General features: G+C 74.2%; 21 protein-coding genes. 8 read left to right on the top strand and 13 right to left on the bottom strand.

Translation table 11 applies throughout. The annotated features are described in order from the left end of the window. Window positions 1-139 precede the first annotated feature (139 nt). Window positions 140-505, top strand: a complete 366-nt coding sequence (locus ABZY91_RS26950; RefSeq protein ID WP_355405600.1) for a hypothetical protein — start codon at window positions 140-142, stop codon at window positions 503-505. Between the two features lie 68 nt (window positions 506-573). Here ABZY91_RS26950 and ABZY91_RS26955 read toward each other — a convergent pair whose 3' ends face one another. Further along, complete coding sequence (locus tag ABZY91_RS26955) at window positions 574-3276, bottom strand: LuxR family transcriptional regulator (protein ID WP_355405601.1); 2703 nt, start codon at window positions 3274-3276, stop codon at window positions 574-576. A 612-nt stretch (window positions 3277-3888) separates the two neighbouring features. Between ABZY91_RS26955 and ABZY91_RS26960 the strand changes: the two genes are divergently transcribed. Next, a complete protein-coding gene (locus ABZY91_RS26960) occupies window positions 3889-4470 on the top strand; it encodes a TetR/AcrR family transcriptional regulator (RefSeq protein WP_329875920.1) in 582 nt (193 codons plus the stop codon). A gap of 28 nt (window positions 4471-4498) precedes the next feature. After that, window positions 4499-4624, top strand: a complete 126-nt coding sequence (locus ABZY91_RS26965) for a hypothetical protein (RefSeq protein ID WP_355405602.1) — start codon at window positions 4499-4501, stop codon at window positions 4622-4624. 97 nt (window positions 4625-4721) lie between these two features. Here the strand turns inward: ABZY91_RS26965 and ABZY91_RS26970 are convergent, their stop codons facing one another. The 7 genes from ABZY91_RS26970 to ABZY91_RS27000 all read right to left on the bottom strand — a co-directional run bounded on the left by ABZY91_RS26970 (window position 4722) and on the right by ABZY91_RS27000 (window position 9671). Further along, window positions 4722-5093 (bottom strand): fic family toxin-antitoxin system, toxin component, encoded by a 372-nt coding sequence (locus ABZY91_RS26970; RefSeq protein ID WP_329875919.1) that lies wholly within the window; start codon window positions 5091-5093, stop codon window positions 4722-4724. After that, the gene (locus ABZY91_RS26975) at window positions 5090-5332 is read right to left on the bottom strand and encodes a hypothetical protein (RefSeq protein ID WP_329875918.1); all 243 of its coding nucleotides are present in this window, start codon (window positions 5330-5332) and stop codon (window positions 5090-5092) included. The genes ABZY91_RS26970 and ABZY91_RS26975 overlap by 4 nt, the downstream gene beginning before the upstream one ends. 122 nt (window positions 5333-5454) lie before the next feature. Beyond that, on the bottom strand, window positions 5455-6180 hold the full coding sequence (locus ABZY91_RS26980) for a nicotinamide mononucleotide transporter family protein (protein ID WP_355405603.1): 726 nt from the start codon (window positions 6178-6180) through the stop codon (window positions 5455-5457). A gap of 153 nt (window positions 6181-6333) precedes the next feature. Then, window positions 6334-6759 carry a riboflavin kinase gene (locus tag ABZY91_RS26985; protein WP_355405604.1) on the bottom strand — a complete coding sequence of 142 codons (426 nt, stop codon included), beginning with the start codon at window positions 6757-6759 and terminating at the stop codon, window positions 6334-6336. Continuing rightward, window positions 6752-7321, bottom strand: coding sequence for a flavin reductase family protein (locus ABZY91_RS26990; RefSeq protein ID WP_355405605.1), 570 nt, complete (start codon window positions 7319-7321; stop codon window positions 6752-6754). The genes ABZY91_RS26985 and ABZY91_RS26990 overlap by 8 nt, the downstream gene beginning before the upstream one ends. A 31-nt stretch (window positions 7322-7352) precedes the next feature. Next, window positions 7353-8699 carry an NtaA/DmoA family FMN-dependent monooxygenase gene (locus tag ABZY91_RS26995; RefSeq protein ID WP_329875911.1) on the bottom strand — a complete coding sequence of 449 codons (1347 nt, stop codon included), beginning with the start codon at window positions 8697-8699 and terminating at the stop codon, window positions 7353-7355. A gap of 60 nt (window positions 8700-8759) precedes the next feature. After that, a complete protein-coding gene (locus tag ABZY91_RS27000; protein WP_355405606.1) occupies window positions 8760-9671 on the bottom strand; it encodes a ribokinase in 912 nt (303 codons plus the stop codon). 130 nt (window positions 9672-9801) lie between these two features. Here ABZY91_RS27000 and ABZY91_RS27005 point away from each other — a divergent pair, with 130 nt between their 5' ends. Beyond that, window positions 9802-10794, top strand: a complete 993-nt coding sequence (locus ABZY91_RS27005) for a LacI family DNA-binding transcriptional regulator (RefSeq protein WP_355405607.1) — start codon at window positions 9802-9804, stop codon at window positions 10792-10794. 436 nt (window positions 10795-11230) lie between these two features. On the opposite strand, the gene ABZY91_RS27010 is transcribed toward ABZY91_RS27005, so the two are convergent. Next, window positions 11231-11764 carry an EF-hand domain-containing protein gene (locus ABZY91_RS27010; RefSeq protein ID WP_329875905.1) on the bottom strand — a complete coding sequence of 178 codons (534 nt, stop codon included), beginning with the start codon at window positions 11762-11764 and terminating at the stop codon, window positions 11231-11233. Between the two features lie 329 nt (window positions 11765-12093). Further along, on the bottom strand, window positions 12094-12957 hold the full coding sequence (locus ABZY91_RS27015; RefSeq protein ID WP_355405608.1) for an oxidoreductase: 864 nt from the start codon (window positions 12955-12957) through the stop codon (window positions 12094-12096). Window positions 12958-13079: 122 nt separating this feature from the next. Here ABZY91_RS27015 and ABZY91_RS27020 point away from each other — a divergent pair, with 122 nt between their 5' ends. Continuing rightward, window positions 13080-13958, top strand: coding sequence for a LysR family transcriptional regulator (locus ABZY91_RS27020; protein ID WP_355405609.1), 879 nt, complete (start codon window positions 13080-13082; stop codon window positions 13956-13958). A 48-nt stretch (window positions 13959-14006) separates the two neighbouring features. Here ABZY91_RS27020 and ABZY91_RS27025 read toward each other — a convergent pair whose 3' ends face one another. Beyond that, the gene (locus tag ABZY91_RS27025) at window positions 14007-14954 is read right to left on the bottom strand and encodes an AraC family transcriptional regulator (RefSeq protein WP_355405610.1); all 948 of its coding nucleotides are present in this window, start codon (window positions 14952-14954) and stop codon (window positions 14007-14009) included. A 96-nt stretch (window positions 14955-15050) separates the two neighbouring features. Here ABZY91_RS27025 and ABZY91_RS27030 point away from each other — a divergent pair, with 96 nt between their 5' ends. Next, window positions 15051-15773 (top strand): SDR family oxidoreductase, encoded by a 723-nt coding sequence (locus tag ABZY91_RS27030; protein ID WP_355405611.1) that lies wholly within the window; start codon window positions 15051-15053, stop codon window positions 15771-15773. Window positions 15774-15961: 188 nt separating this feature from the next. Here ABZY91_RS27030 and ABZY91_RS27035 read toward each other — a convergent pair whose 3' ends face one another. After that, window positions 15962-16891 (bottom strand): NAD-dependent epimerase/dehydratase family protein, encoded by a 930-nt coding sequence (locus ABZY91_RS27035; RefSeq protein ID WP_355405612.1) that lies wholly within the window; start codon window positions 16889-16891, stop codon window positions 15962-15964. Window positions 16892-17005: 114 nt separating this feature from the next. On the opposite strand from ABZY91_RS27035, the gene ABZY91_RS27040 reads away from it, so the two are divergent. Both ABZY91_RS27040 and ABZY91_RS27045 read left to right on the top strand, forming a co-directional pair. Further along, complete coding sequence (locus ABZY91_RS27040) at window positions 17006-17944, top strand: helix-turn-helix domain-containing protein (RefSeq protein ID WP_355405613.1); 939 nt, start codon at window positions 17006-17008, stop codon at window positions 17942-17944. A gap of 86 nt (window positions 17945-18030) precedes the next feature. Next, complete coding sequence (locus ABZY91_RS27045) at window positions 18031-18555, top strand: GNAT family protein (protein WP_355405614.1); 525 nt, start codon at window positions 18031-18033, stop codon at window positions 18553-18555. A gap of 159 nt (window positions 18556-18714) precedes the next feature. Here ABZY91_RS27045 and ABZY91_RS27050 read toward each other — a convergent pair whose 3' ends face one another. Then, window positions 18715-19788: a DUF4190 domain-containing protein gene (locus tag ABZY91_RS27050; RefSeq protein WP_355405615.1), complete on the bottom strand. Its 1074-nt coding sequence runs from the start codon at window positions 19786-19788 to the stop codon at window positions 18715-18717. Window positions 19789-20693 lie beyond the last annotated feature (905 nt).

Raw genomic sequence — 20693 nt, forward strand, 5'->3', positions numbered from 1 at the left:
CGGGTCGCCGACCCTGCGTCCCGTTCCGTCGCGGCGGCCCGGGCCGGTCACGGACGGCACGACGGCTTCCGCTCCGGGCGCCACATGGTTACTCTTCGGTAATCGAGCCCGGGCGCGGGCCCGTACCTGGAGGAGCACCATGCCGACCCTGCCCCGATCCGCCGCCCTCCTGAGCGGCCTGCTGCTCGGCGCCGGGGTGGCACACTTCGCCGTCCCCCGCCCGTTCGACGCCATGGTGCCCCGCAGCCTCCCCGGTGATCCGCGCACCTGGACCCGGCTCAGCGGGGTGGCGGAGCTCGCCGTCGGCGCGGCGATCGCCTGCCCGCCCACCCGCCGGGCCGGCGCGCTGGCCGCAGCCGGCCTGTTCGTCGCGGTCCTGCCCGCCAACGTCAAGATGGCCCGGGACTGGCGCCACCGTCCCGCACCGCTGCGCGCCGCCGCCCTGGCCCGGGTACCGCTTCAGGCTCCTCTGATCGCCTGGGCCCTACGGGTCTCCCGCCTCTGAGCGACGCCCTCGGGCCACGCGCCGGAACACCGTCTGCGCACGGCGGGGCCGGGGTGGGCCCGCGACGCCTACTGCTGCAGTACCGCCACCAGTTGGGAACGCCGGGCGATCCGCAGCTTCCGGTACGAATTGGTGAGGTGCGTTTCCACCGTGCGGAGGGTGAGGCACAGCGCGGAGGAGATCTGGGCGTTGGTGTTCCCCACCGCCGCCAGTTCGGCCACGCGCCGCTCGGCCGGGGTCAGGGCGTGCCCGCCGTTCCTGCTCCGTACCCCGCCCGCGCGCAAGGCGTCCTGGGTCAGGGCGAGGAGACGGCCGACGGCGGCCGGCCCCCCGGACCCCGGAGCGGCCCCCGAAGCGGGCGCGGGGGCCGGCCGCAGGGCCACGGCGTGCGCCTCCCGCAGCGTGTCGCGGCCCTTGCGGGCGCTGCCCGCCTCGATCTGGGCCCGGCCGAGATCGACCAGGACCTCCGCGAGTTCCACGGGCGCGGCACTCGGCCTGAGCAGTTCGGCGCCCTCGGTCAGCGAACACAGCGCCAGCCTGCCGCCCACGGCCGCGGCGTACGCCCGCAGCGCCCGGCCGACGGTACGCGCGGTGCCCCAGGTCCGGGCGTGGCGCAGCTCCTCCTCGGCGAGTTCGCGGGCCTCCTGCCGCCGCCCGAGCCGGACCAGGGCGAACGCCGCTCCCGAGCGCCACGGCGTGGCGACCGGGCTGACGAAGTCGTGGGCGCTCTGGCCGGCTCCGCAGGCCAGGTAGTCGTCGAGAGCCGCGTGCCAGTCGCCGTCCGCCGCATGCAGCACGGCCCGCGTGTAGCTGAGCTCGTTCCACTCCCAGGAACTCTCGCTGCCGCGCTGTCCGGCGAGGGCCACGGCCTCCCACGCCCCGGCGCGATCGCCCTTCTCGTACCGGGCGGACGCCACCATCGCCGACAGGTGCGGCAACCGGACGCCCCGCTCGCCGGCCGCCTCCACCAGCGGCGCGTTCTCGGCGACGACGCGGTCGAACGCGCCCTCCCAGAGCGCCGCCTCGGCCCGGACACTGAGCAGGCACTGCACACCGACGTCCGTCAGGGCCGGGGGGACGGTCAGGCCGGGCAGGCACAGGCCGGTCAGCTCGCGGGCCTCGTCCAGACAGTCCGCCCACTGCAACAGGGTGGCCGCGCTGCCGAACCAGGCCGTCCGCAGACGCGGGTCGACCCGCGTCGCCAGGCGCGGTCGGATCCTGGCGAGTGCCTCGGCCGCCGAGCAGAGACCGGCGCCGGCCTCGTACTCGGTGATCAGCCCGCACACCAGCGGCTCGATGGCGGGGGGCGCCGTCGGGGCGAGCGCGCGCAGGCCGGCGACGGCCCCGCGCCACTCGTCGTTGTCGTGCGAGGCGACGAGCGCGCCGAGGGTCTGCAACACCTGGACCAGTTCGTCGTCGTCGGCGGCGCGACCGGCCTGGCGCAGGACCCGCATGGCGGTGTCGGGGTCCCGGACCGCGACGAGGGCCGCGCTGAGGGCGGTCGCCGCGGCGGCCCGTTCCCGGACGTCGGTGTGCAGCTCCAGTCCGGTGTGGAGTCGACGGATACCGGCCGTCGGGTTGTTCGCAAGCTCCAGGGCGCCGAGGCGCACGGTGAGGGCGGCGCGCCGGTCCGGGTCGAGCGTGCCGCTCAGGGCGTGGCGCAGGTACGCGGCGGACTGCGCGACGTGACCGTTGCGCGCGGCTTCCTCGGCGGCCTCGGCGAGCGCGCGGGCCATCCACGTCGCGCCGGGCCGCTCCACGTGCAGGAGCCGGGAGGCCACGGCCGTCGCAGGGGCACCGCTCTCGTCGAGCAGTTCCGCGACACGGGCGTGCAGGGCGGCGACCTCCTCCGGATCGGCGGCGGCGAGCACGGCCCCGCGGGCGAGGGGGTGACTCAGCAGTGCGTCCAGGTGGTGTGCCGGCCGCTCGCCCGGGGCTCGCGCGGACGTGCAGAGGTCGCAGAGCCGGTGATCGGGACCGGGGCCGGCAGGCGGGTCGCCCTCCGCCGCGACGGCGAGGGCGAGACAGGCGTGGCGTAAGCACGGATCGGCCCTCCTCAGCCAGTCGGCGATCGTGTCGCGGTAACGGCCGTGGGGCCTGGCGGACTTCGGGCCGGACGGCGGTCCGCCGCCGAGGTCGGCGATGAGCGCCCGCACCAGGGCCGGGTTGCCGGCACCCGCTTCGACGCAGGTCGCGGTGTCGTCCCGGTCCAGGTCGGCGGCCCGGGCGAGGCGGACGACGGTGGACTCGCTGAGGGGGCGGAGGGCGACGGCCCCGCCCGTGGAGGGTGGGAAGGGCACCGGACCGGGCTGGTCCGCGCACTCGGTGACCACCAGCAGGACGGGGATCTCGGCGATCCGGCGGGCGAGGTAGCCGATCCAGCGCAGGGACGGCTCGTCGGCATGGTGGAGGTCGTCCACCACGAGCAGGACCGGCCGCTCGGCGGCGGACCGGGTCAGTCGCGTCACCAGGCGGTGGAACAGCCACTGTTCGTCCATCCCGGTCGGCACCGAGAAGGGCACGGCTTCGTCGTCCGTGAAGAGCTGCCGAACGATTCCGAACGGGAACGCCGTCTCCTCCGCCACGCCGCGCGCCCGGCCGACGCGCATCGCGCCGCGGCCGGACTCGCGGCGGACGATCGTCTCCAGCACCGCGGTCCGCCCCATGCCGGCGACCGGTGCCGAGAGGAGGATCCACCGGCCGCTGCCCGCACGCGCGGCTGCCGCGGCTGCCGCGGCCGTGCCCAGCACCTCGTCGCGTTCCAGGAGCATCCGTTCCCCACCCCCTTCCCTGCGGGTGGCCCCGATCCGGAGGTGACCGCCCCGGCCGTCGGACCAGGGACCTCCCCTCACCGGGGTACCGGTGGTGACGGTGAGCGGGACGCCGTCGTGGGCGCCGGGACGCGGAGGTGCGGGTGCGGCGGTGCGGTTCACGGGGGTACCTGCCTCACGGATCGGATCGGGAGGATGGCGAGGGTGATGACGGCACCGCCGACGAAGGGGCCGACGGCGAAGGGACCGACGGTCGGCGGCAGAGCGGTGACGGTACCAAGGACGCCGAGAACCTCCGCGCAGGAGCAGGCTCTCCGGGCAGCCCTTCGGGCATCCGGGCCTGGGCGTCGGCCCGGTCCGGGCCGGCGCCCAGGCCGGAGCCGAGGCCGGTGACGGCCGTGCCGGTCGTGGTGGGCAGCCGGAAGGGCAGCGTCACGCCGGCGACCGGGACGACGGAGGCGACGGCGACGGCCTCGCACGAGGTGGCGGTCACGACGTCCCTCCCCGGCGTCAGAACTATCTAACATCCGTTAGATACGCTGGCGGGGGTACTCTAGGCCAGCCCCGCGGCCCCGGCAAGGCCCGCCGAAGGGGCCCTGATCAGGAGGCGTAGTGGCGACCCGAATGACCCCGCAGGAGCGGCGGCTGTCCATCCTCGACACCGCGATGGACGTGGTCTCCGAGGAGGGCTACAAGGGCCTGTCGCTGCGCGAACTCGCCCGCCGCTGCGGCATGTCCGCCCCGGGCGTGATGCACTACTTCCCGGACATGCCCACCCTGCTCCTCGCCCTCCTGGAGCACCGTGACGGGATCGACGGCCCGCACCTCTACGCCGTCGTCGCGGGCAGCCCCGACCTGCGCTCCGCGCTCGACGCGATCGTCGACTACAACGCCTGCCACCCGCGCCGGGCCCAGCTGTACGCCATGGTCCAGGCCGAGGCCCTCGACCCCGCCCACCCCGCTCGCGCCTACTTCGACGGCCGCACCGAACTCCTGATCCGGGAGGCCCGCAGCCGCGTCGACACCGACGCCGCGCCGGAACTCCTCCAGGTCGTGCCGGCCGTCCTCGACGGCCTCCAACTGCACTGGCTCATGGACCCCGAAGGCTTCGACCTGCGCACCCAGTGGGCCGTCGTCGCCGACGCCCTCTTCGCCCACTACACACGCCGGCCCGCGGTCGGCACCGACACCTGACCGGCCACCACCCACCACGGCCCCGCAGGTGGACGCGTTCAACACGGGCACGATCCCGGAGAACGCGACGACCGCCGATCCTTCGCGCGCCGAACCGCCGCTGACCATGGACCAGTTGCAGGCCATCGCGCTCAGCCCGCACTGGAACCGCTGAGGCTCGCCCCTTCGACGGGTCGGGCCTCCCGGGCGCCCCCGGCGCCCACGCGGCCGGGGGTGGTGGCGCACCCTGCGGCGCCGCCCCCGGCCGCGGCTCAGCGGTACCAGGTGCGGATGGCGGTGGCGGTCTCGCGCACGTCGGCCTGTCCGTCGCGGACACGGGCGGCCAGGGCGACGGCGGCCTTCGGTTCGGCGGTGACGATGACACCGGAGGCGCTGAGGTAGGAGGCGGCGACGACGGCGGCGAAGTGCTCGTTCGCGTACTCCAGGGCCGGGACGCGGATGAGCTGGTGCATGAGCGCGGCGGCACGCTGGTGCACGGCCCCGTACACGGGCACCTCCATGACCTCGTCGACGTGGCGCGCGACCGCGGCGGCGAGCGTGCCGTAGTCCGTGACGTCGGGGTCGGCGGCCAGGAACTGGTGGGTGACGTCCAGCAGCCAGGCCCGGTCGACGCGCAGGATCACGCCGCGTCCGCCGTGCCGGACCGGGCGCTCTGCGGGTAGGGGCCGAAGCCGGCCTCGAAGGCCGGCGCCCACGCCTGCGAGAAGTGCGCGGCGGCGGTCAGGAAGCGCTCGCGCCTCTCGTCGGCCTCCTCGACCAGGACCTTGCGCGCGTAGTCGGGCAGACTCATCCCGGCCGCCTCCGCGCGCTGCTCCAGGGCTTCGTGGGTCGTCTCGTCCAGGCGGACGTTCAGTTGCTTCACGCCCGTCAGCGTAGCCGTGCGTATCGTGCGCTACAACACCCCGGCCCGGATCCGACGCGGGCCGCCCACCCTTGAGGGGGCGGGCGGCCGACGCACGAGGGGGTGGCGGACGTGAGCCGCGCTCAGTCGGGGACCCCGGCGCGGGACGGGCCGCCGGCCGGGCGGGCGTCGTCCCGGCCTTCGACCAGGACGGCGGGCTCCAGCGGCGAGGCGATCTCCTGCGGCTTGCTGCGGGAGGCCCAGTCGCGGATGCCGAGCAGCACCATCACGAAGAAGATCCCGTAGACGATGCCGGAGAAGTACAGCTCGGAGTGGACCGCGAGCGGCACGCCCACCAGGTCGACGGCCAGCCAGACGAACCAGAACTCCACGTAGCGGCGGGCCTGGCTGTACATGGCGAGGATCGAGCCGATGAAGATCCACGCGTCCGCGAGGACCATCCACAACGGCGCGCCGGGGTAGAACGAGGCGTCCGTCCATCTCAGCACCGCGCCGAACACGGCCGTCCCCAGCACCATCGCGGCGATCAGCACGGCGCGTTCACGGCTCGACGCCCAGCGGACGTTGATGGTGCCTTCCTGCTCGCGGCTGCGCTTCCAGGTCGCCCAGCCCCAGGAGGCCGAGACGATGATCACGATCTGCCGGGCGGCGTTGCCGCCGAGATGCACGTTCAGGCTGGCGATCAGCAGCAGCACCGAGCCGAGGATCTGCACCGGCCAGGCCACCAGCGAGCGCCGCAGGGCCAGCCAGACGGTGGCGAGCGCCAGGAGGTTGCCCAGGAAGTCGGACCAGTAGACGGGGAGACCGAAGAAGCTGAACTGCTCGTTCAGCCAGTGGAATGCGCTCATGACTCACACCTTTGTTCGTTCGGAGCGAGGAGGGGGATCGACGGTCGGCCCCGCCGAAGCGGGGGAAGCGGGGCCGACCGGGCGCGTGGGCGCAGGGCGCGGTCACCGAGGGGGCGGGAACGCGCGCCGAGCAGGTGGGGCGTGGTGACGGGGTCAGGAGAGGACGTTGCGGACGTGCCGTCCGTACGCGGAGTCCAGCAGGGCCTCCGAGCGGCGGACGTCCTCCCGTGCGGCGAGCACCAGCTCGTCCGCCGAGGCGAACCTCTCGGTGTCCCGGATGCGGGCGACGAACCAGAGGTCGACGCGCTCGCCGTACAGATCGCCCGGGGCGTCGTGGCAGTACACCTCGGTGTGGATCTCGGAGGTGTCGCAGAAGGTGGGGTTGGTGCCGACACTGATCGTCGCGCGGTGCACGGTGCCGGTCGCGCGGCGGGCCAGCCAGCCGCTGTAGATCGCGGGCGGTGGGACGGGAGTGCCGGGGTCGGGAGCGACGTTGGCGGTGGGGAATCCCAGGCCCGTCCCCCGGCCGGCGCCGTGCACCACGGTGCCGGCCAGGGGGGTCGTCGGTGTGTCAGCCATGCGGGGTGAGCTCGCGGAACTGGCTGGTGTGGAAGACCAGCGGCTCCACCCCGGGGAAGAGCTCGGCGGTGAGCAGCTCCATCAGGACGATCTCGTGGTCGCCGCCGTCGTACACCGCGCTCACCCGGGCGGTCAGCCACAGGGCCGTGTCGTGGATCAGCACCGCGCCGTCCGGCGTCGCCCGCCACGCGGTGCCCTCGAAGCGGTCGCCCGCGCGGGAGGCCAGCCGCCGGCAGAGCGCGCCCTGGTCACGGCTGAGCACGCTCAGCCCCAGCACCGGCGCCCCTGCCAGCCTCGGCCAGGTGGTCGAGGAGCGGGCCACGCTGACCGCGACCATCGGCGGCTCCAGCGAGATCGACACGAAGGAGCTCACCGCGAGCCCGATCGGCCCGCCGCCGCACAGTGCACCGATCGCGACCACACCGGTGGGGTAGGCACCGAACGCCTGGCGCAGCACCGCGGCGTTCAGCTCCGCGGCGTTCGGCTCTGCGGCGTTCGGCTCCGCGGCGGTCAGCTCCGCGGACGCGGCGGGCGGGGTCGGATGGTGGGCGGGAGTGACCATGGTCGTCGTCCTCTCGTCGCGCGTGGGGTGGTCAGTGACGGTGCTGCGCGGCCGGGTGGCTGGCCGGCAGGGCGCGGTCGGAGGCGCCGGTCAGCCGCTCGCGCAGCGACTCACCGGCCGTGTACTCGCCGCGGAAGACACCGCGGGCGCGCAGGATCGGGAGCACCGACTCCACGAACTCCGTGGTGGAGGCCGGCTGTACGGTCGGCGAGAGCAGGAAGCCGTCCAGGTCGGCGCCCTCCGCCAGGGCGCAGATCTCGTCGGCGATCTCCTCGGCGGTGCCGACCACCGGGCGGGCGCCGACACCGTGGGTGTGCCAGTCGGCGAGCACGTCGCCGACGGTCCTGCCCGCGAAGCGGGCGACCTGGGTCTGCGACATCTCGGTGGACAGCTCCGACATCGGGGTGCCGGGCGCGTACGAGGAGAGGTCGAGGCCGGTGAACATGGCGTAGCTGGCGACGGTGACCTCCGGACGCTGGGCGTCCAGGACGCGCTGCCAGCGGCGCTCGGCGTCGGAGGTGGTGGCTCCGACCACACAGGAGAACGCCGACATCACCTTGACCTCGTCGGCGCGGCGGCCCGCCTTCACGGCCTCCTCGCGGATCGCCGTGGTGTGCCCGGCGAGCTGTGCCACCGAGCCGCTGCCGACGAACATGCACTCGCCGTGGCGCCCGCCGACCCGTCGCCCGGCCGGGGACGCTCCGGCCTGGAACAGCACCGGGGTGCCCTGCGGGGAGCGGGCGGTGTTGCCGTAGCCGCGCGAGCGGAAGTACGGGCCGTCGTGCTCGACCAGGTGGACCTTCGCCGGGTCGGCGAACCGGCCGTCCTTGTCCTTCTCCAGGGCGTCCGGCTCCCAGGCGCCCTCCCAGTACTTGTAGACCAGGTCGAGGAAGTCCTCGGCCATCCTGTACCGGTCGTCGTGCGCCACCATGTCCATGCCGAAGGCCTTGACCGCCGTGTCGGCGGTGCCGGTGGTCACGACGTTCCAGCCGAGTCGGCCGCCGGACAGCTGGTCCAGGGTGGCCAGTCGGCGGGCGAACGCGTAGGGCGGTTCGACCAGCACCGATCCGGTCACCACCAGGCCCAGGTCGGTGGTGCTCGCGAGCAGGGCCGAGGCGATCACGAACGGGTCCAGGCGCGGCAGGTCCAAGGTCTCCTCGGTGGCGATCGGCGGGCGCACCCCGTCGATCTCCGACCAGCCCCAGGCGTCGGCCAGGAACAGGAAGTCCAGCTTGGCGTCCTCGCAGATCGCCGCGATCTCGCGCCAGTACCCGAAGGTGTCGAACAGGTGCCGGCGGCTGTCCGGGTGGCGCCAGGTGGCGGTGCCGCTCGCGTTGGTCTGGGCGTTCTCGAACAGTCCGAGCTTGAGGTTGCGCATGGGTGGTTCTCCGTTGAACTGGGGGTGGTACCGAGGGAGGGGCGACGGAGGTGCGTTCCGTCAGGACACGGCGGTGGGGGCGTCGAGCTGCGCCGCGTACGGCATGGAGGACTGGGCGCCGAGCCCGGTGACGGCCAGCGAGGCCGCACGGACGGCGCGTTCGGCGGCGGCGAGCAGACCGGCGCCGCGGGCGAGGGAGTCCGCGAGGGCTCCGCAGAAGGTGTCGCCGGCGCCGACGGTGTCGACGGCGTCCACGACGGGGGCCGGCAGGTGCACGGCGGGGCGGCCCGGCTGTTTGACCAGCGCTCCGTCCGCGCCGAGCGTCACGACGACGGCCCGGCAGGGCAGCGCGGCCCGCTCCAGCAGTTCGCGTGCGCCGTCCGGCCCGGTGGGCCGCTCGGCGCCGAGCAGGGTGGCGAGTTCGCCGAGGTTGGGGACGAGGACGTCGACGGCGGCCAGCACCTCCGGGGCGACCGGCCGGGCCGGGGCCGGATTGAGGACGACCGTGCCGCCCTGCTCCCGGGCCCGCAGTACGGCGGCGGCGGCCACCTCGGCGGTGATCTCGTGCTGGACCAGGACCACCTCCCCCGCGGACCGGGCCAGCCGCTGCGGAAGGTCCGCGACCGACAGTTCGGCGTTCGCGCCCGGGTTGACCACGATGGTGTTCTCACCGGCCCGGTCGACCACGACGGAGGCGATCCCGGTGATGCTCTCCGGCGCCGGGCGCACCGCCTCGACGTCCACACCCTCGGCGGCGAGCGCCCGCAGGATGGCACCGGCGTCCGCGCCGACCCGGGCGACCAGACGCACCCGTGACCCGAGCCGGGCCGCCGCGACGGCCTGGTTGGCACCCTTGCCGCCGACGCCCTCGACGAATCCCCGTGCGAGCACGGTCTCGCCGGGGCGCGGCAGGTCCTCGACAGTCAGGACGAGGTCGCGGTTGACCGAACCTACGACGGTGATGGGCGGCATCCACACTCCTTGGGAGATCGATCTCCCACACTGTGGACCAGCCCCAGAAAACCGTCAAGTACCCTCGTGCTGCGCATTTCCGCCGGCTCAGACCCACTGAGCACGTCTCCGACCGCGAAGGACCACCCACGTGACAGCGCCCCGACTCATCGACGTGGCAGCGGCCGCCGGCGTCTCCCGCGCGACCGCCTCACGCGTCCTGGCCGGCACCCCGCGCAACGTCGACGCGGACCTCGTCCGCCGCGTCGAGGAGGCCGCCCGGCGCCTCGGCTACCGCACCAACCACTCCGCCCGGGCGCTGCGGACCGGCACCACGGGCACCGTCGGCGTGGTCGTCCCCTCGCTCGCCAACCCGTACTTCGTCCAGCTCGCCGACGCCCTCGCCCAGCAGGTCCGCGCCGCCGGAGGCCAGTTGGTGGTCTCCGACGCCGCCAACGACACCGCCATCGAGGCCGAGCAGATCGAGACCCTGCTCGGCGGCCGGGTCGACGGCCTGCTCGTCGTCCCCGTCTCCGCCGGCGCGTCCGGACCCGCCGTCCGGGCCGCCGCCGAACGCGCGCCGGTCGTCCTCTTCGACCGCTGGGCCACGGGCTCCGGCACCGTCGCCGTCACCCTCGACAACGCCGCCGCGATGCGCCTGCTCCTCGACCACCTCGAAAGCCTCGGCCGCCGCCGGATCGCCCTGGTCGCCGCCGACCAGGCGTCCTCCTCCGGCGCGGAACGCCTCGCCGCCTTCACCGAGGCCCGCGGCACCGACGCCACCACCGTGCTGCTGCCCAGCTTCACCACCGACGCCGGCCGCACCGCGGGCCGCCGCATCGCCGAACAGCGCGACCGGATCGACGCCGTCGTCTGCGGCGCGGACGTCCTCGCGGTCGGACTCGTCAGCACGCTGCAGCGCTCGGCGGTCTCCGTGCCCGGGCAGATCGCCGTCACCGGCTTCGACGACACCGAGCTCCTCGAACTCCTCGACCCGCCCATCACCTCCATCCGCCACCCGCTCACCGCGATGGCCGAGCGCGCCCTGACGCTCCTTCAGGCTCCGGCCGGCGAAAGGGAGGAGAGCGTGGAGCGCTTCGCCCCGCAGCTGGTGGTGCGGGCCTCCACGGACGCGGACGCCTGACGGCGGCGGCGGAAACGGCGGAGGCGGCGGAAACGGCGGGCACGAGGGCGCCGGCGGCACGGCGCGGCAGGGCCCGCCCCCACCGCGGTGGGGGCGGGGGCGGGTGTCCCGACCCCATCGGCACCGATGCACACGCCGGATTCGGGGGGCGGGCGCCGCGTCGGCGGCCTCGGCCGCGGAGGGTGGCCCGTCCAGGTGCCCGGGCGGCGCGGGCGTGCCACGGTCAAGGAGCGCAGCCGGTCGCTCCTGCGCGGGCCGAACGCCGTGGCCGGGGCGCGGCTCGTCACCGAACGCGGCGGCAGCGGCTCCCGGAAACCGCCTGCGGGCGCCGCTCGGGAGCCCAGGCCCGCGGATCACCGAGGGCCTGGGCGGAATCAGTCCTCGACCGGGCGGCAGATCCTCTCCCCCGGCCGCCCGGACGACCGCCCGGCGGCCCTCAGCCGGTGGGAGTCCCGACCAGGCGGTCGCCCAGGATGCCGGCCAGGTCAGGGCGGTAGTAGTCCCTGATCGACTCGGCCCAGTCCGACACCGCCACCTGGTCCGTGCTCGTGGGTTCCAGGCCGTCGAACAGCGAGTGGATGTTCGGCAGGGCGAAGCCGATGGCCGTCATGACCCCCACGAAGACCGGTCGCTCGATCAGCCCGTCGCCGTCCGGATCCGCCAGGGTCGAGAGTGCCTCGGAGAACTCCCCGATCGCCTCGTCGAACCGCTCCGGCGCGAGCACGACGGCCTTGAACTCCTCGAAGTCGATCCTGCCGTCGCGATTGGCGTCGAGCTCCGTCTCCAGGCTCCCCCAGAAGGCCCGGAACGCACTGAGCATCGCGCCGTGCTTCGCGTCGGCGGCCCCGGGCACCGCCTCGATGACCCGCCCGGCCATCAGCTCGAAGTCGTCGGCTTCGATGAATCCGTTGCCGTCTGCGTCGAACAGGGTGAAAACACACCGAACTCGATCGACCGCTTCTGCCCGCATCGATGTCCCACTTTCCGGAGTCACGAAGGAAGTCTTCCTCGCGATTCCATCAGGGCGGGCCCGGCGGGCTCCTGCGGATACGGACCGTTCACGCGAAGGAGTGAACGCGCGGCGGCTGCGCCGACGTCTTCGGCAGTGCACCCGCTCCCACCGATCGGGCGCCGGCAGGAACGGGCCGCTCGACGGCGAGCAGCGGCAGGCCGTCCACCGGCAGGGGCGCGGTCCGACCCCGGAGCCGCGGTGGGCTCCTGGGTCGGAGCGTGCTCGCCGGCCGGCGGCCACGGCCGCTGCGACGCCGTGTCCCGACGATCCGGCGAGGCCGGTGCCCGTCAGGCGTCGAAGTCGGTCCCCCGGCCGACCGCCTCCCAGTCCCGGACCTCCTTCTCCGCGGCGTCCAGGTGACCGAGGATCGCGTCGACGGCGTCGTTCCCGAGGGCGAGCCGCAGCGGGGTCCGCTCGTCGTCCAGGGCGGCCAGGATCGCGGCTGCGGCCTTGGCCGGGTCGCCCGGCTGCTTGCCGTCGCTCTCCGGCAGTGCGGTGCGCAGCGGTCCGACCACCGACTCGTAGGCGGGGATGGCGGCCGCCTGGGCCAGCGCGCCCGCTCCGGCGAAGGAGGTGCGGAAGGAGCCGGGCTCCACGATCAGCACCTTGATGCCGAACGGCGCGACCTCCTGCGCCAGCGCCTCCGAGAGGCCCTCCAGCGCGAACTTGGTGGCCGAGTAGGCACCCACTCCGGCGAAGGTGAACCGGCCGCCCATGCTGCTCAACTGGACGACCGCGCCCGAGCCCTGGGCCCGCATGTGCGGCAGGACGGCACGGGTCAGCGCGGCCGGTCCGAAGAAGTGAAGCTCCATCAGGTCGCGCAACTCGCGGTCGGTGTACTCCTCCACGGCGCCGATCAGCCCGCGCCCGGCGTTGTTGACCAGGACGTCGATCCGCCCGTACCAGAGCAGGGTGTCCGCCACCACGGCGGCGATGCGGGCCGGGTCGGTGACGTCCAGCCGGACCGGGACGACCCGGTCGGGCTGGGCGGCGACCAGCGCGTCCAGCGTCTCGGGCCGGCGGGCGGCCGCCACCACGGTGTCGCCGGCGGCCAGCGCGGCCTCCGCGATCGCCTGGCCGAAGCCGGAGTTGGCGCCGGTGATGAGCCAGACCCGACCGGCCGCGGTCGTCTCGGGGGTGGTTCCGGTCATGGGGTGCCTCCGTAAGGCGTGACAGGACTCGGTAGTTGACGGACTCTTTTATGTCAGTCGGGGATCGAGGACGTCCAAGACAGAACCCTGGTCGATCGATAAAGACGCTTTATGATCACCGAGTGGAGTTACGCCAGCTGCGGTACCTGATCGCGATCGCCGACGAGGGCAACCTCGGCCGGGCCGCCGCCCGCCTGTTCGTGAGCCAGCCCGCCCTCTCCTACGCCCTGCGCAGGCTGGAGACCGAGCTGGGGGTCCGTCTCTTCGACCGCCACTCCGGCGGAGTCACCGCCACCGCGGCCGGGCTCGACGTGCTCGCCGAGGCCCGCCGCACCGTCACCCAGGCGGAGCGGATCAACGCCGCCGCCGAGCGGCACCGGCGGGCGGCGAGCGGGGTGCTGCGGGTCGGCTTCGAGGCCAGCGGTGCAGGCGAGTTGACCACCCGGGCACGCGCCGAGTTCGCCCGCCGGCACCTGGGCGTCCGGGTCGAACCGAAGCGCTTCGACTGGGGCCAGGAGGCCGACGCGCTGCGCGACGGCCGGGTGGACGTCGCCTTCGTCTGGCTGCCCGCCGACCTCACGGGGCTTCACCACGAGACCGTCCACACCGAGCCGCGGATCGTCGGGCTGCCCACCGGCCACCGGCTGGCCGGGCGCGCGGGCATATCCGTCCTGGAGGTCAACGACGAGCCGCTGATGTGGACCGAGCGCGCACCCCGCGCCTGGGTCGACTGGTGGGCGGTCAACCCCCGCCCGGACGGTTCGACGCCGCGCTGGGGGCCGACCAACGACAACGTCGAGGAGATGCTGGAGCAGGTCGCGGAGGGCGCGGCCGTCTGCTTCGCCCCGGCGAGCCTGGCCCGCTACTACACCCGCCCGGACCTCACCTGGGTCCCGCTGACCGACGTCGAGCCGCTGCGGGTCGCCCTCGCCTGGCCGGCGGGCGAGGACAACCCGCTCGTCCACGGCTTTGCCGCCGTGGTCCGCGAACTGGCCGGCTGAAACGGCCGACCGCCCACGGCCGAGAGCCCGGACCCTCGCCCGGGAGGATCAGCCCGGCGCCGCCCGCGAGGCCGACGCCGTCCGCCGCTCCCGCCGGTAGGCCCCGGGCGGGGCGCCGAAGTGCCGCTTGAAGGCCTTCGCGAACGCGAATTCCGAGGTGTAGCCGGCGTTCCCGGCCACGGCGCTCAGCGAGTCGGCCGTCTCGCGCAGCGTGCGTGCCGCGACGGCCATCCGCCACGTCGTCAGGTAGCTGAGCGGTGGCTCGCCGACCACCGTGGTGAACCGCCGGGCGAACGCGGCGCGCGACAGCCCGGCCCGGCTCCCCAGCGATTCGACGGTCCACGGATGCGCCGGGTCGTCGTGGATCGCCCTCAGCGCCGGGGCGATCAACGGGTCGTCCAGTGCCGAGGCCCAGCCCCGCGTCCGCTCCCCGGGCAACTCGGCGTACCAGGACCGCAGGATGTAGAGGAGCAGCAGGTCGACGAGCGCCGTGACCACCGCGTCCGAACCCGGCCGCGGCCGGTGGATCTCGGCGCAGAGCTGGTCGACCGCCGAGCGCAGCGCCGGATGGCGACCGGGGCCGGCCGGGAGGTGGACGACCTCCGGGAGGTCGCCGAGCAGCGGATGCGGCCGGTCGATGTCCAGGTGGTAGGCCCCGCACACCAGCACGCTGCGAGCGCCGTCGCCCTCGACGGTGAAACGCCCGATCGGCGAGGAGGTGTCGACGCGCTCGGGTTCGAAGGCGACCGGCTCGCTGGTGACCGCGTCGCAGATGGCGTGACCGGTGCCGCGCCGCAGGAACACGACGTCGCCGGGGCCCAGGGGTGTCGGATCGCCGCCGACCGGCAGGAGGAAGCAGCGCCCTTCGACGACGACGTGAAATCCGGCTCCCGCGACGGGCTGGAAGCGCACACCCCACGGCGCCTGCGCGTCGGTCCGGACCACGGACGGACGCCCGGTGCGCAGGGCCGCGAGCGTGTCGCTGAGTATGTCCATGCGCTCACCCTAACGCGCTGCGATCGAGACGATCGGACAGTGAATCGAGACTTCGTGTCATTCACTGTCTCGATCGCGACACGTAGCGTTCTCGCCATGAACAACACATCAGACACCCGGCGTGTCGTCGTCATAGGTGGTACCTCCGGCATCGGATTCGCCGTCGCGCAGGCCGCGGCGGCCGAGGGCTCGAACGTGGTCGTCGCGTCCAGCAGCCGGGACCGGGTCGACCTGGCGGTGAGGAAGCTCGGCGACCCGGCCGAGGGCGTCCTGCTGGACGTCGCCGACGAGGCCGCCCTCGTCGCCTTCTTCGACCGGATCGGCGAGTTCGACCACCTCGTCTACACGGCGGGCGAGCCCCTGCTGCTGAAGCCGCTCGCCGACCTCACCGCCGAGGAGTCCCGAGCGTTCTTCGAACGCCGCTTCTGGGGCGCCGTGCTCGCCGCGAAGTACGCCACACCGAAGCTCCGTTCCGGCGGCTCGATCACCCTCACCTCCGGCGCCTTCGCCACCCGGCCCGTCCCCGGAGCCTCGCTCGGCGCCGGCATCACCGCCGCCGTCGAGGGCCTGACGCGAGCCCTCGCCCTGGAACTCGCCCCGCTGCGGGTCAACGCGGTCCGCCTCGGCGCGATCCGCACCGAGCTCTGGGACAGCACCGTGCCCGAGCCTGAGGCCTTCCTCCGGGCGCAGGGCAGCGGCCTTCCGGTGCAGCGCGTCGGCAGCCCCGAGGAGGCTGCGGCGGCCTACCTCTACCTCCTGGGCAACGGCTACGCGACCGGCACGGTCCTCACCCTCGACGGCGGCGCCGCCCTGGCCTGACACCCGGCTGCTGTCGGACCGGACCGGCAGGCCCGGTCCGACAGCCTAGGGCGCCACCCCCGGCACGTCGTCCGCCGGAGAAACGGGAGCCACCCGGACAGGGACAGGGCGCGGAATCCACAGGGACCCCCTGCCGGACGATCCACCCGCCCGGCAGCCGCCCACCGACGCACCGCGGGCGTCGGACGTCAGACGTCGCGTCGGCCGTGCTCCTGCGCCATCTCCGCGAGGACGGCGTCGAGCGGGGCCGGCGCGACGTTCAGCACCTCCGCGGTGAACGACGCGTCGAGGATGCTGGGGCGGTCGTACAGGTACAGCATCTCCGGGAACTCCGCCATGACCGAATCGGTCCGTCCGATCTCCTCCAACTCGGCCGTCGTCATGTGGGTCAGGTCGGGGCCGGGTACGGCGGCCGTCCGGGCCAGGTGGGCGGCCAGCTCACGGACCGGGGCGTGGGAGGTGGACGGCACGTGCCAGGCCCGGCCCCAGGACCTCTCGTTCCGGGCGGCGGCGATCAGCGTCCGGGCCGCGTCACCGGTGTAGGTCCAGCTGTGCGGGGCGTCGAGATCACCCGGGTACGAGACGGACGCGCCGCTCAGCACCCGTTCCCCCACCATGAGCGTGAACGGCGAGTACGCGCCAGCGCCGAGGAAGTCGCCGGCCCGGACCTCGGTCACCCGCACCCGGCCCGCCTCGTGGGCCGAGAGCGCGTCCTGCCACATCCGGGCCCGGACACGGCCCTTGACGCTGGTGGGCGCCATGGGAAGGTCCTCGGTGACCGGCCCGTCGACGGGTCCGTAGCCGTAGGTGTTCCCGAGCATGACGTAGTCCGCTCCGCCGCGTTCCGCTGCGGTCAGCAACGAGGTCGCCAGCGGCGGGAACTCGGCCGGCCACCGGTCGTAGGCCGGCATCGCGCAGTTGAACAGGGCCGCCGCCCCGCGGGCCAGCCCGCTCAGCCGCGCGGTGTCGGTGGCGTCGGCGGCCACCCGCTCGATCCGGTCGTCCACCGGCCCGCCGCCCCGGCGGGTGACGAGCCGGACCTGCTCGCCCGCGTCCGCCAGCAGCCGTGCGGCGGCCGATCCCGTGGATCCGGCCCCGACGATGACGTACAAGGACACGTGTTCACTCCCTGGTCGAAGAGCTGGGACGGGCTCGCCCCAACGCCCCCACCCTCCGCCACGGTTGATCCGTAAGGTAGTGGCCCGATTGCCAAACATCCGGAGGTTCGGGCCATGCACCGCGTTGCCGTCGTCGCCGTCCCCCCTGCCACCACCTTCGACCTGTCGATCCCGGAACTCGTCCTCGGCGAGACGAGCGTCGACGGCCGCCCCGGCTACCAGGTGCGCGTCTGCACCGCCCGCCCCGGTCCCGTCGTCACCGGCAGCATGCAGGTCACCGTCCTCCACGGGCTGGAGGCCGTCGACGACGCCGACACCGTCATCGTGACCGGCACCGGTGCCCGCGACGACGTCGACCCGCGCGTCCTCGCGATGCTGCGCCACGCGTCGGCCGCGGGAAAACGCATCGCCTCGATCTGCACCGGGGCGTTCGTGCTCGCCCGGGCCGGGCTGCTCGACGGCCGCAGCGCCACCACCTACTGGGCCAAGTCCGAGGAGTTCTCCGCCCGCTTCCCCGCCGTCCGGCTGCGGCCCGACGTGCTCTACGTCGAGGACGGCAACGTCCTGACGTCCGCAGGACTGTCGGCCGGCATCGATCTGTGCCTGCACCTGATCCGCTCCGACTACGGCGCCGCGGCGGCCAACGCCGTCGCCAGACTGGTGGTGGCGGCACCGGTGCGGCCCGGTGGGCAGGCGCAGTTCATCGCGACGCCGCTGCCGCCCGAGACGGGCATCTCGCTGGCCGGGACCCGGGCCTGGGCGCTCGACCGCCTGGACGAGCCGCTCACCCGCGCCGACCTCGCCGCTCACGCGAGGACCAGTGTGCGCACGCTGGCCCGCAGGTTCCACGACGAAACGGGTCTGAGCCCGCTGCAGTGGCTCCTCCACCAGCGGGTGATCCGGGCGCAGGAACTCCTGGAGACGACCGACCTGTCGATGGACCAGGTCGCCCGGCTCAGCGGCCTCGCCACCACGGACTCGCTGCGCCGGCACCTGGCACGACGAACGGGGCTCGCTCCCAGCGCGTACCGGGCCGCGTTCACGCAGCGGTGACCGGCCGCCTGCACGGACCGGCCCGGCACCGATCTCCTCCCCCCGGCCGGTACCACGGCCGGGCCCGGGAACGTACCCTGCCCGGCATGACCACTGAGATTCGTCTTCGGCCCGCAACGAGGGAAGACCTTCCCGTCCTGGACCTCCTGAACAACTCCGGTCCGGAAACGGCCTCGGCCTTCGGGTGGTTCGGATGGAACGATCCGGCGCGTCTGACGCGCCGCTGGGAGGAGAACGGGCTGCTCACGCCCGACTCCGGGAACCTCGTGGTGGCCGAGGGCGACGAGGTGCTCGGTCACGTCTCCTGGCACCGCTCCCAGCAGGGCCCGCTCAACCACAGCTGGAACATCGGCGCCGGGATCCTGCCCCAAGCCCGCGGACGCGGCGTCGGAACGACGGCCCAACGACTGCTCGTCCGGTACCTCTTCGCCCACACCCAGGTGAACCGGATCGACGCCAGCACCGATGTGACCAACGCCGCCGAGCAACGTGCGCTGGAGAAGGCGGGTTTCACCCGTGAGGGCATCCTGCGAGGCGCCCACTTCCGGAACGGGCGGTTCCACGACATGGCCCACTACAGCATCCTGCGGCACGAGGTGGCCCTCGACTGACTCCCCGCCGCTCCGCCCGTGAGGCGCTGCGCCCGGCGGCGACGGCCCGGCGCGGCCGTGACCTCCCGACCGCGCGGGAGGTCACGGCAGAACGGCACTGGCGCCTTCCCCGACGGTTCGCCCACGGGTGCTTCACCGGGGCGGAGCCGACCGCCCCGGTCAGGCGGGCGGGCCGGACCAGATCACGTTCTTGCGCTGCGACCCGAGGCCGTGGTCGATCCCGACGGAGAACGGGTCGGCCGCGCCGGCCGGCAGCGCGTACGCGGACACGCCGGTGGCCTGCTCGCCGGGCGCGAGGGAGCCGGGGAGGATCTTCATCCGTGCGCTCCCGTCGATCAGGGTGAAGACGGGACCGCCGAAGGCGTCCCTGACGGAGGGCAGCCCCGCCCCTTCGAGCGAGACACCCTGGGACCCGGTGTTGACGACGGTGATACTCACCTGGACGATCTTGGCGTTCTTGGGGGCCTCGAAGACGGTCGTGCTGGGGACGTAGCGCTCCGGCGCGGCCATGGTGACCTTCAGCCCGTCCGGGTACGTGTAGGACTGGCCGAACGACAGGCGTCTGGCCCTCTCGTCCGCAGCCGCCTTCTCCCGCTCGGCCGCGATCCGCTGCCGCTCCGCCTCGATCCGCTGCTTCTCGGCCTCGGCCCGTTCCTTCTCCTGCGCCGCCCTCGTCTCGGCGGCCTCGATCGCGGCTTCGGCCCGGACCCGCGCGGCCTCCTCCTCCGCCTTCCGCTCCTGGTTGACCGCCCAGAGCTGCGTCACGACGAACACGCCGGCACCGGTCGAGACCAGCAGACCGGTGATGCCCAGGATCACGCCCGCGAGCGCCGCCGCACGGTTGGTCGCGAGGCCCTTGCGCACCTGCCCCAGGCCGACGGCCCCGAGGATCACGGCGAGCAGGGCCGGCAGCCAGGACAGCCAGAAGAGGATCACGGCCAGGCTCAGCGTGGAACCGACGATCCCGAGCACCATGGCCGCGGTCCCCAGAGAGTTGCGGGGCGGCGGCACCGGCATCGGGTACGGGGCCCAGGGCGGCGGACCCGCCGCCGCGAACGCCGGGGCCCCACCGCGGTCGGCGGCGTCGCCCCGGTCCGGACCCGGCGGAGTCCACGGGTCGTTGCCGGTCGTGTCCTCGACGGGCCGCGGGCCGGTCGTGTCCTCCTCGACGGACCGCGTACCGGTCGCTTCCTCCACGGGCTGCGGGCTGTCGGGCGGGGCGGGAACGGTCATGCGAAATCCTTCACGCACGGGGAGACGAGGAGCGCCTGTCGGCTCCGGGGCCGAAGCCCGGCCCGATCCGGCGACGGCAGCGGCCCGGCGTCCGCACGGCCGTCACCCGGGCAGGCAGAACCGCACGTCAGAGGCTGTCGCGGGACACCGGGAGCACCGGCGGGTGATCAACATACAGGGTCCCGGGAAACAGCCCGCCACCGGCGGCCCGACCGGACCCGGGGCACCGGCCGCCGCAGTCCCCTGTCCGCGTACGGCACCGCTCCGACGGGGGCGGCCCGCGCGGTGGCCGCCCCCGCGTCCGTCATGCCGAACCCTGCCCGACGACGCGTTCCGGCGCTACCGTCGACGGGGGCCGAGGAGCGCGGGGACGAGCGGCGGGCAACCCGCGCGGCATGCCGTCGATCACGGCACGGACAGCGTGGGCGACGACGACCGGGGAGGGCCGACGGCTTCGTGGGACGCGTGGTTGGAGACGTTCGACGAGGTGTACGGCGCTCTGCCGCGGTCCGTGCGAGCGACCTGCCCGGGGTGCGGGAGCGCGGCCGGGAGCCTGCACCTGCTGTACCTGACCTCCGACCCGGCGAAGGAGGCAGCGGCTCCTTCTGGTGCAGCGACTGCCGCTACGGGATCGCGCTCCGCCGCTGCCGGATCCCCCGGAGCGCGCAGGTGGTGGGGTACGACACGCCGGAGGCGGAGCTGCCGGGGTCACTGCCGTCGGTACGGCTCGTCCCTCCGGCCTGACCCGGCCGGGCTCCGGCCTCCGGTGCGTGCCGCACGGCGGTCAGCCGAACAGGCCGGTGAGCCTGCGCCACACGGAGGCCGGCAGGACGTCGGGGCTGCCCGCCCGCCCGGCCTCGGCGGCCCGGGGCGTCGCGGGCACCGGCGCCGGGTCGGTCGACGGC

This window comes from Kitasatospora sp. NPDC002965, from assembly GCF_040611255.1.
Taxonomy (GTDB): domain Bacteria; phylum Actinomycetota; class Actinomycetes; order Streptomycetales; family Streptomycetaceae; genus Kitasatospora.

Coding starts and splice junctions, on each gene's coding strand:
- ABZY91_RS27000 (WP_355405606.1), bottom strand. CDS start 9,671: ATGCCGCCCATCACCGTCGTAGGTTCGGTCAACCGCGACCTCGTCCTG.
- ABZY91_RS26955 (WP_355405601.1), bottom strand. CDS start 3,276: ATGCTCCTGGAACGCGACGAGGTGCTGGGCACGGCCGCGGCAGCCGCG.
- ABZY91_RS27025 (WP_355405610.1), bottom strand. CDS start 14,954: ATGGACATACTCAGCGACACGCTCGCGGCCCTGCGCACCGGGCGTCCG.
- ABZY91_RS27015 (WP_355405608.1), bottom strand. CDS start 12,957: ATGACCGGAACCACCCCCGAGACGACCGCGGCCGGTCGGGTCTGGCTC.
- ABZY91_RS27030 (WP_355405611.1), top strand. CDS start 15,051: ATGAACAACACATCAGACACCCGGCGTGTCGTCGTCATAGGTGGTACC.
- ABZY91_RS26985 (WP_355405604.1), bottom strand. CDS start 6,759: ATGGCTGACACACCGACGACCCCCCTGGCCGGCACCGTGGTGCACGGC.
- ABZY91_RS27040 (WP_355405613.1), top strand. CDS start 17,006: ATGCACCGCGTTGCCGTCGTCGCCGTCCCCCCTGCCACCACCTTCGAC.
- ABZY91_RS26980 (WP_355405603.1), bottom strand. CDS start 6,180: ATGAGCGCATTCCACTGGCTGAACGAGCAGTTCAGCTTCTTCGGTCTC.
- ABZY91_RS26995 (WP_329875911.1), bottom strand. CDS start 8,699: ATGCGCAACCTCAAGCTCGGACTGTTCGAGAACGCCCAGACCAACGCG.
- ABZY91_RS26990 (WP_355405605.1), bottom strand. CDS start 7,321: ATGGTCACTCCCGCCCACCATCCGACCCCGCCCGCCGCGTCCGCGGAG.
- ABZY91_RS27045 (WP_355405614.1), top strand. CDS start 18,031: ATGACCACTGAGATTCGTCTTCGGCCCGCAACGAGGGAAGACCTTCCC.
- ABZY91_RS26950 (WP_355405600.1), top strand. CDS start 140: ATGCCGACCCTGCCCCGATCCGCCGCCCTCCTGAGCGGCCTGCTGCTC.
- ABZY91_RS27010 (WP_329875905.1), bottom strand. CDS start 11,764: ATGCGGGCAGAAGCGGTCGATCGAGTTCGGTGTGTTTTCACCCTGTTC.
- ABZY91_RS27050 (WP_355405615.1), bottom strand. CDS start 19,788: ATGACCGTTCCCGCCCCGCCCGACAGCCCGCAGCCCGTGGAGGAAGCG.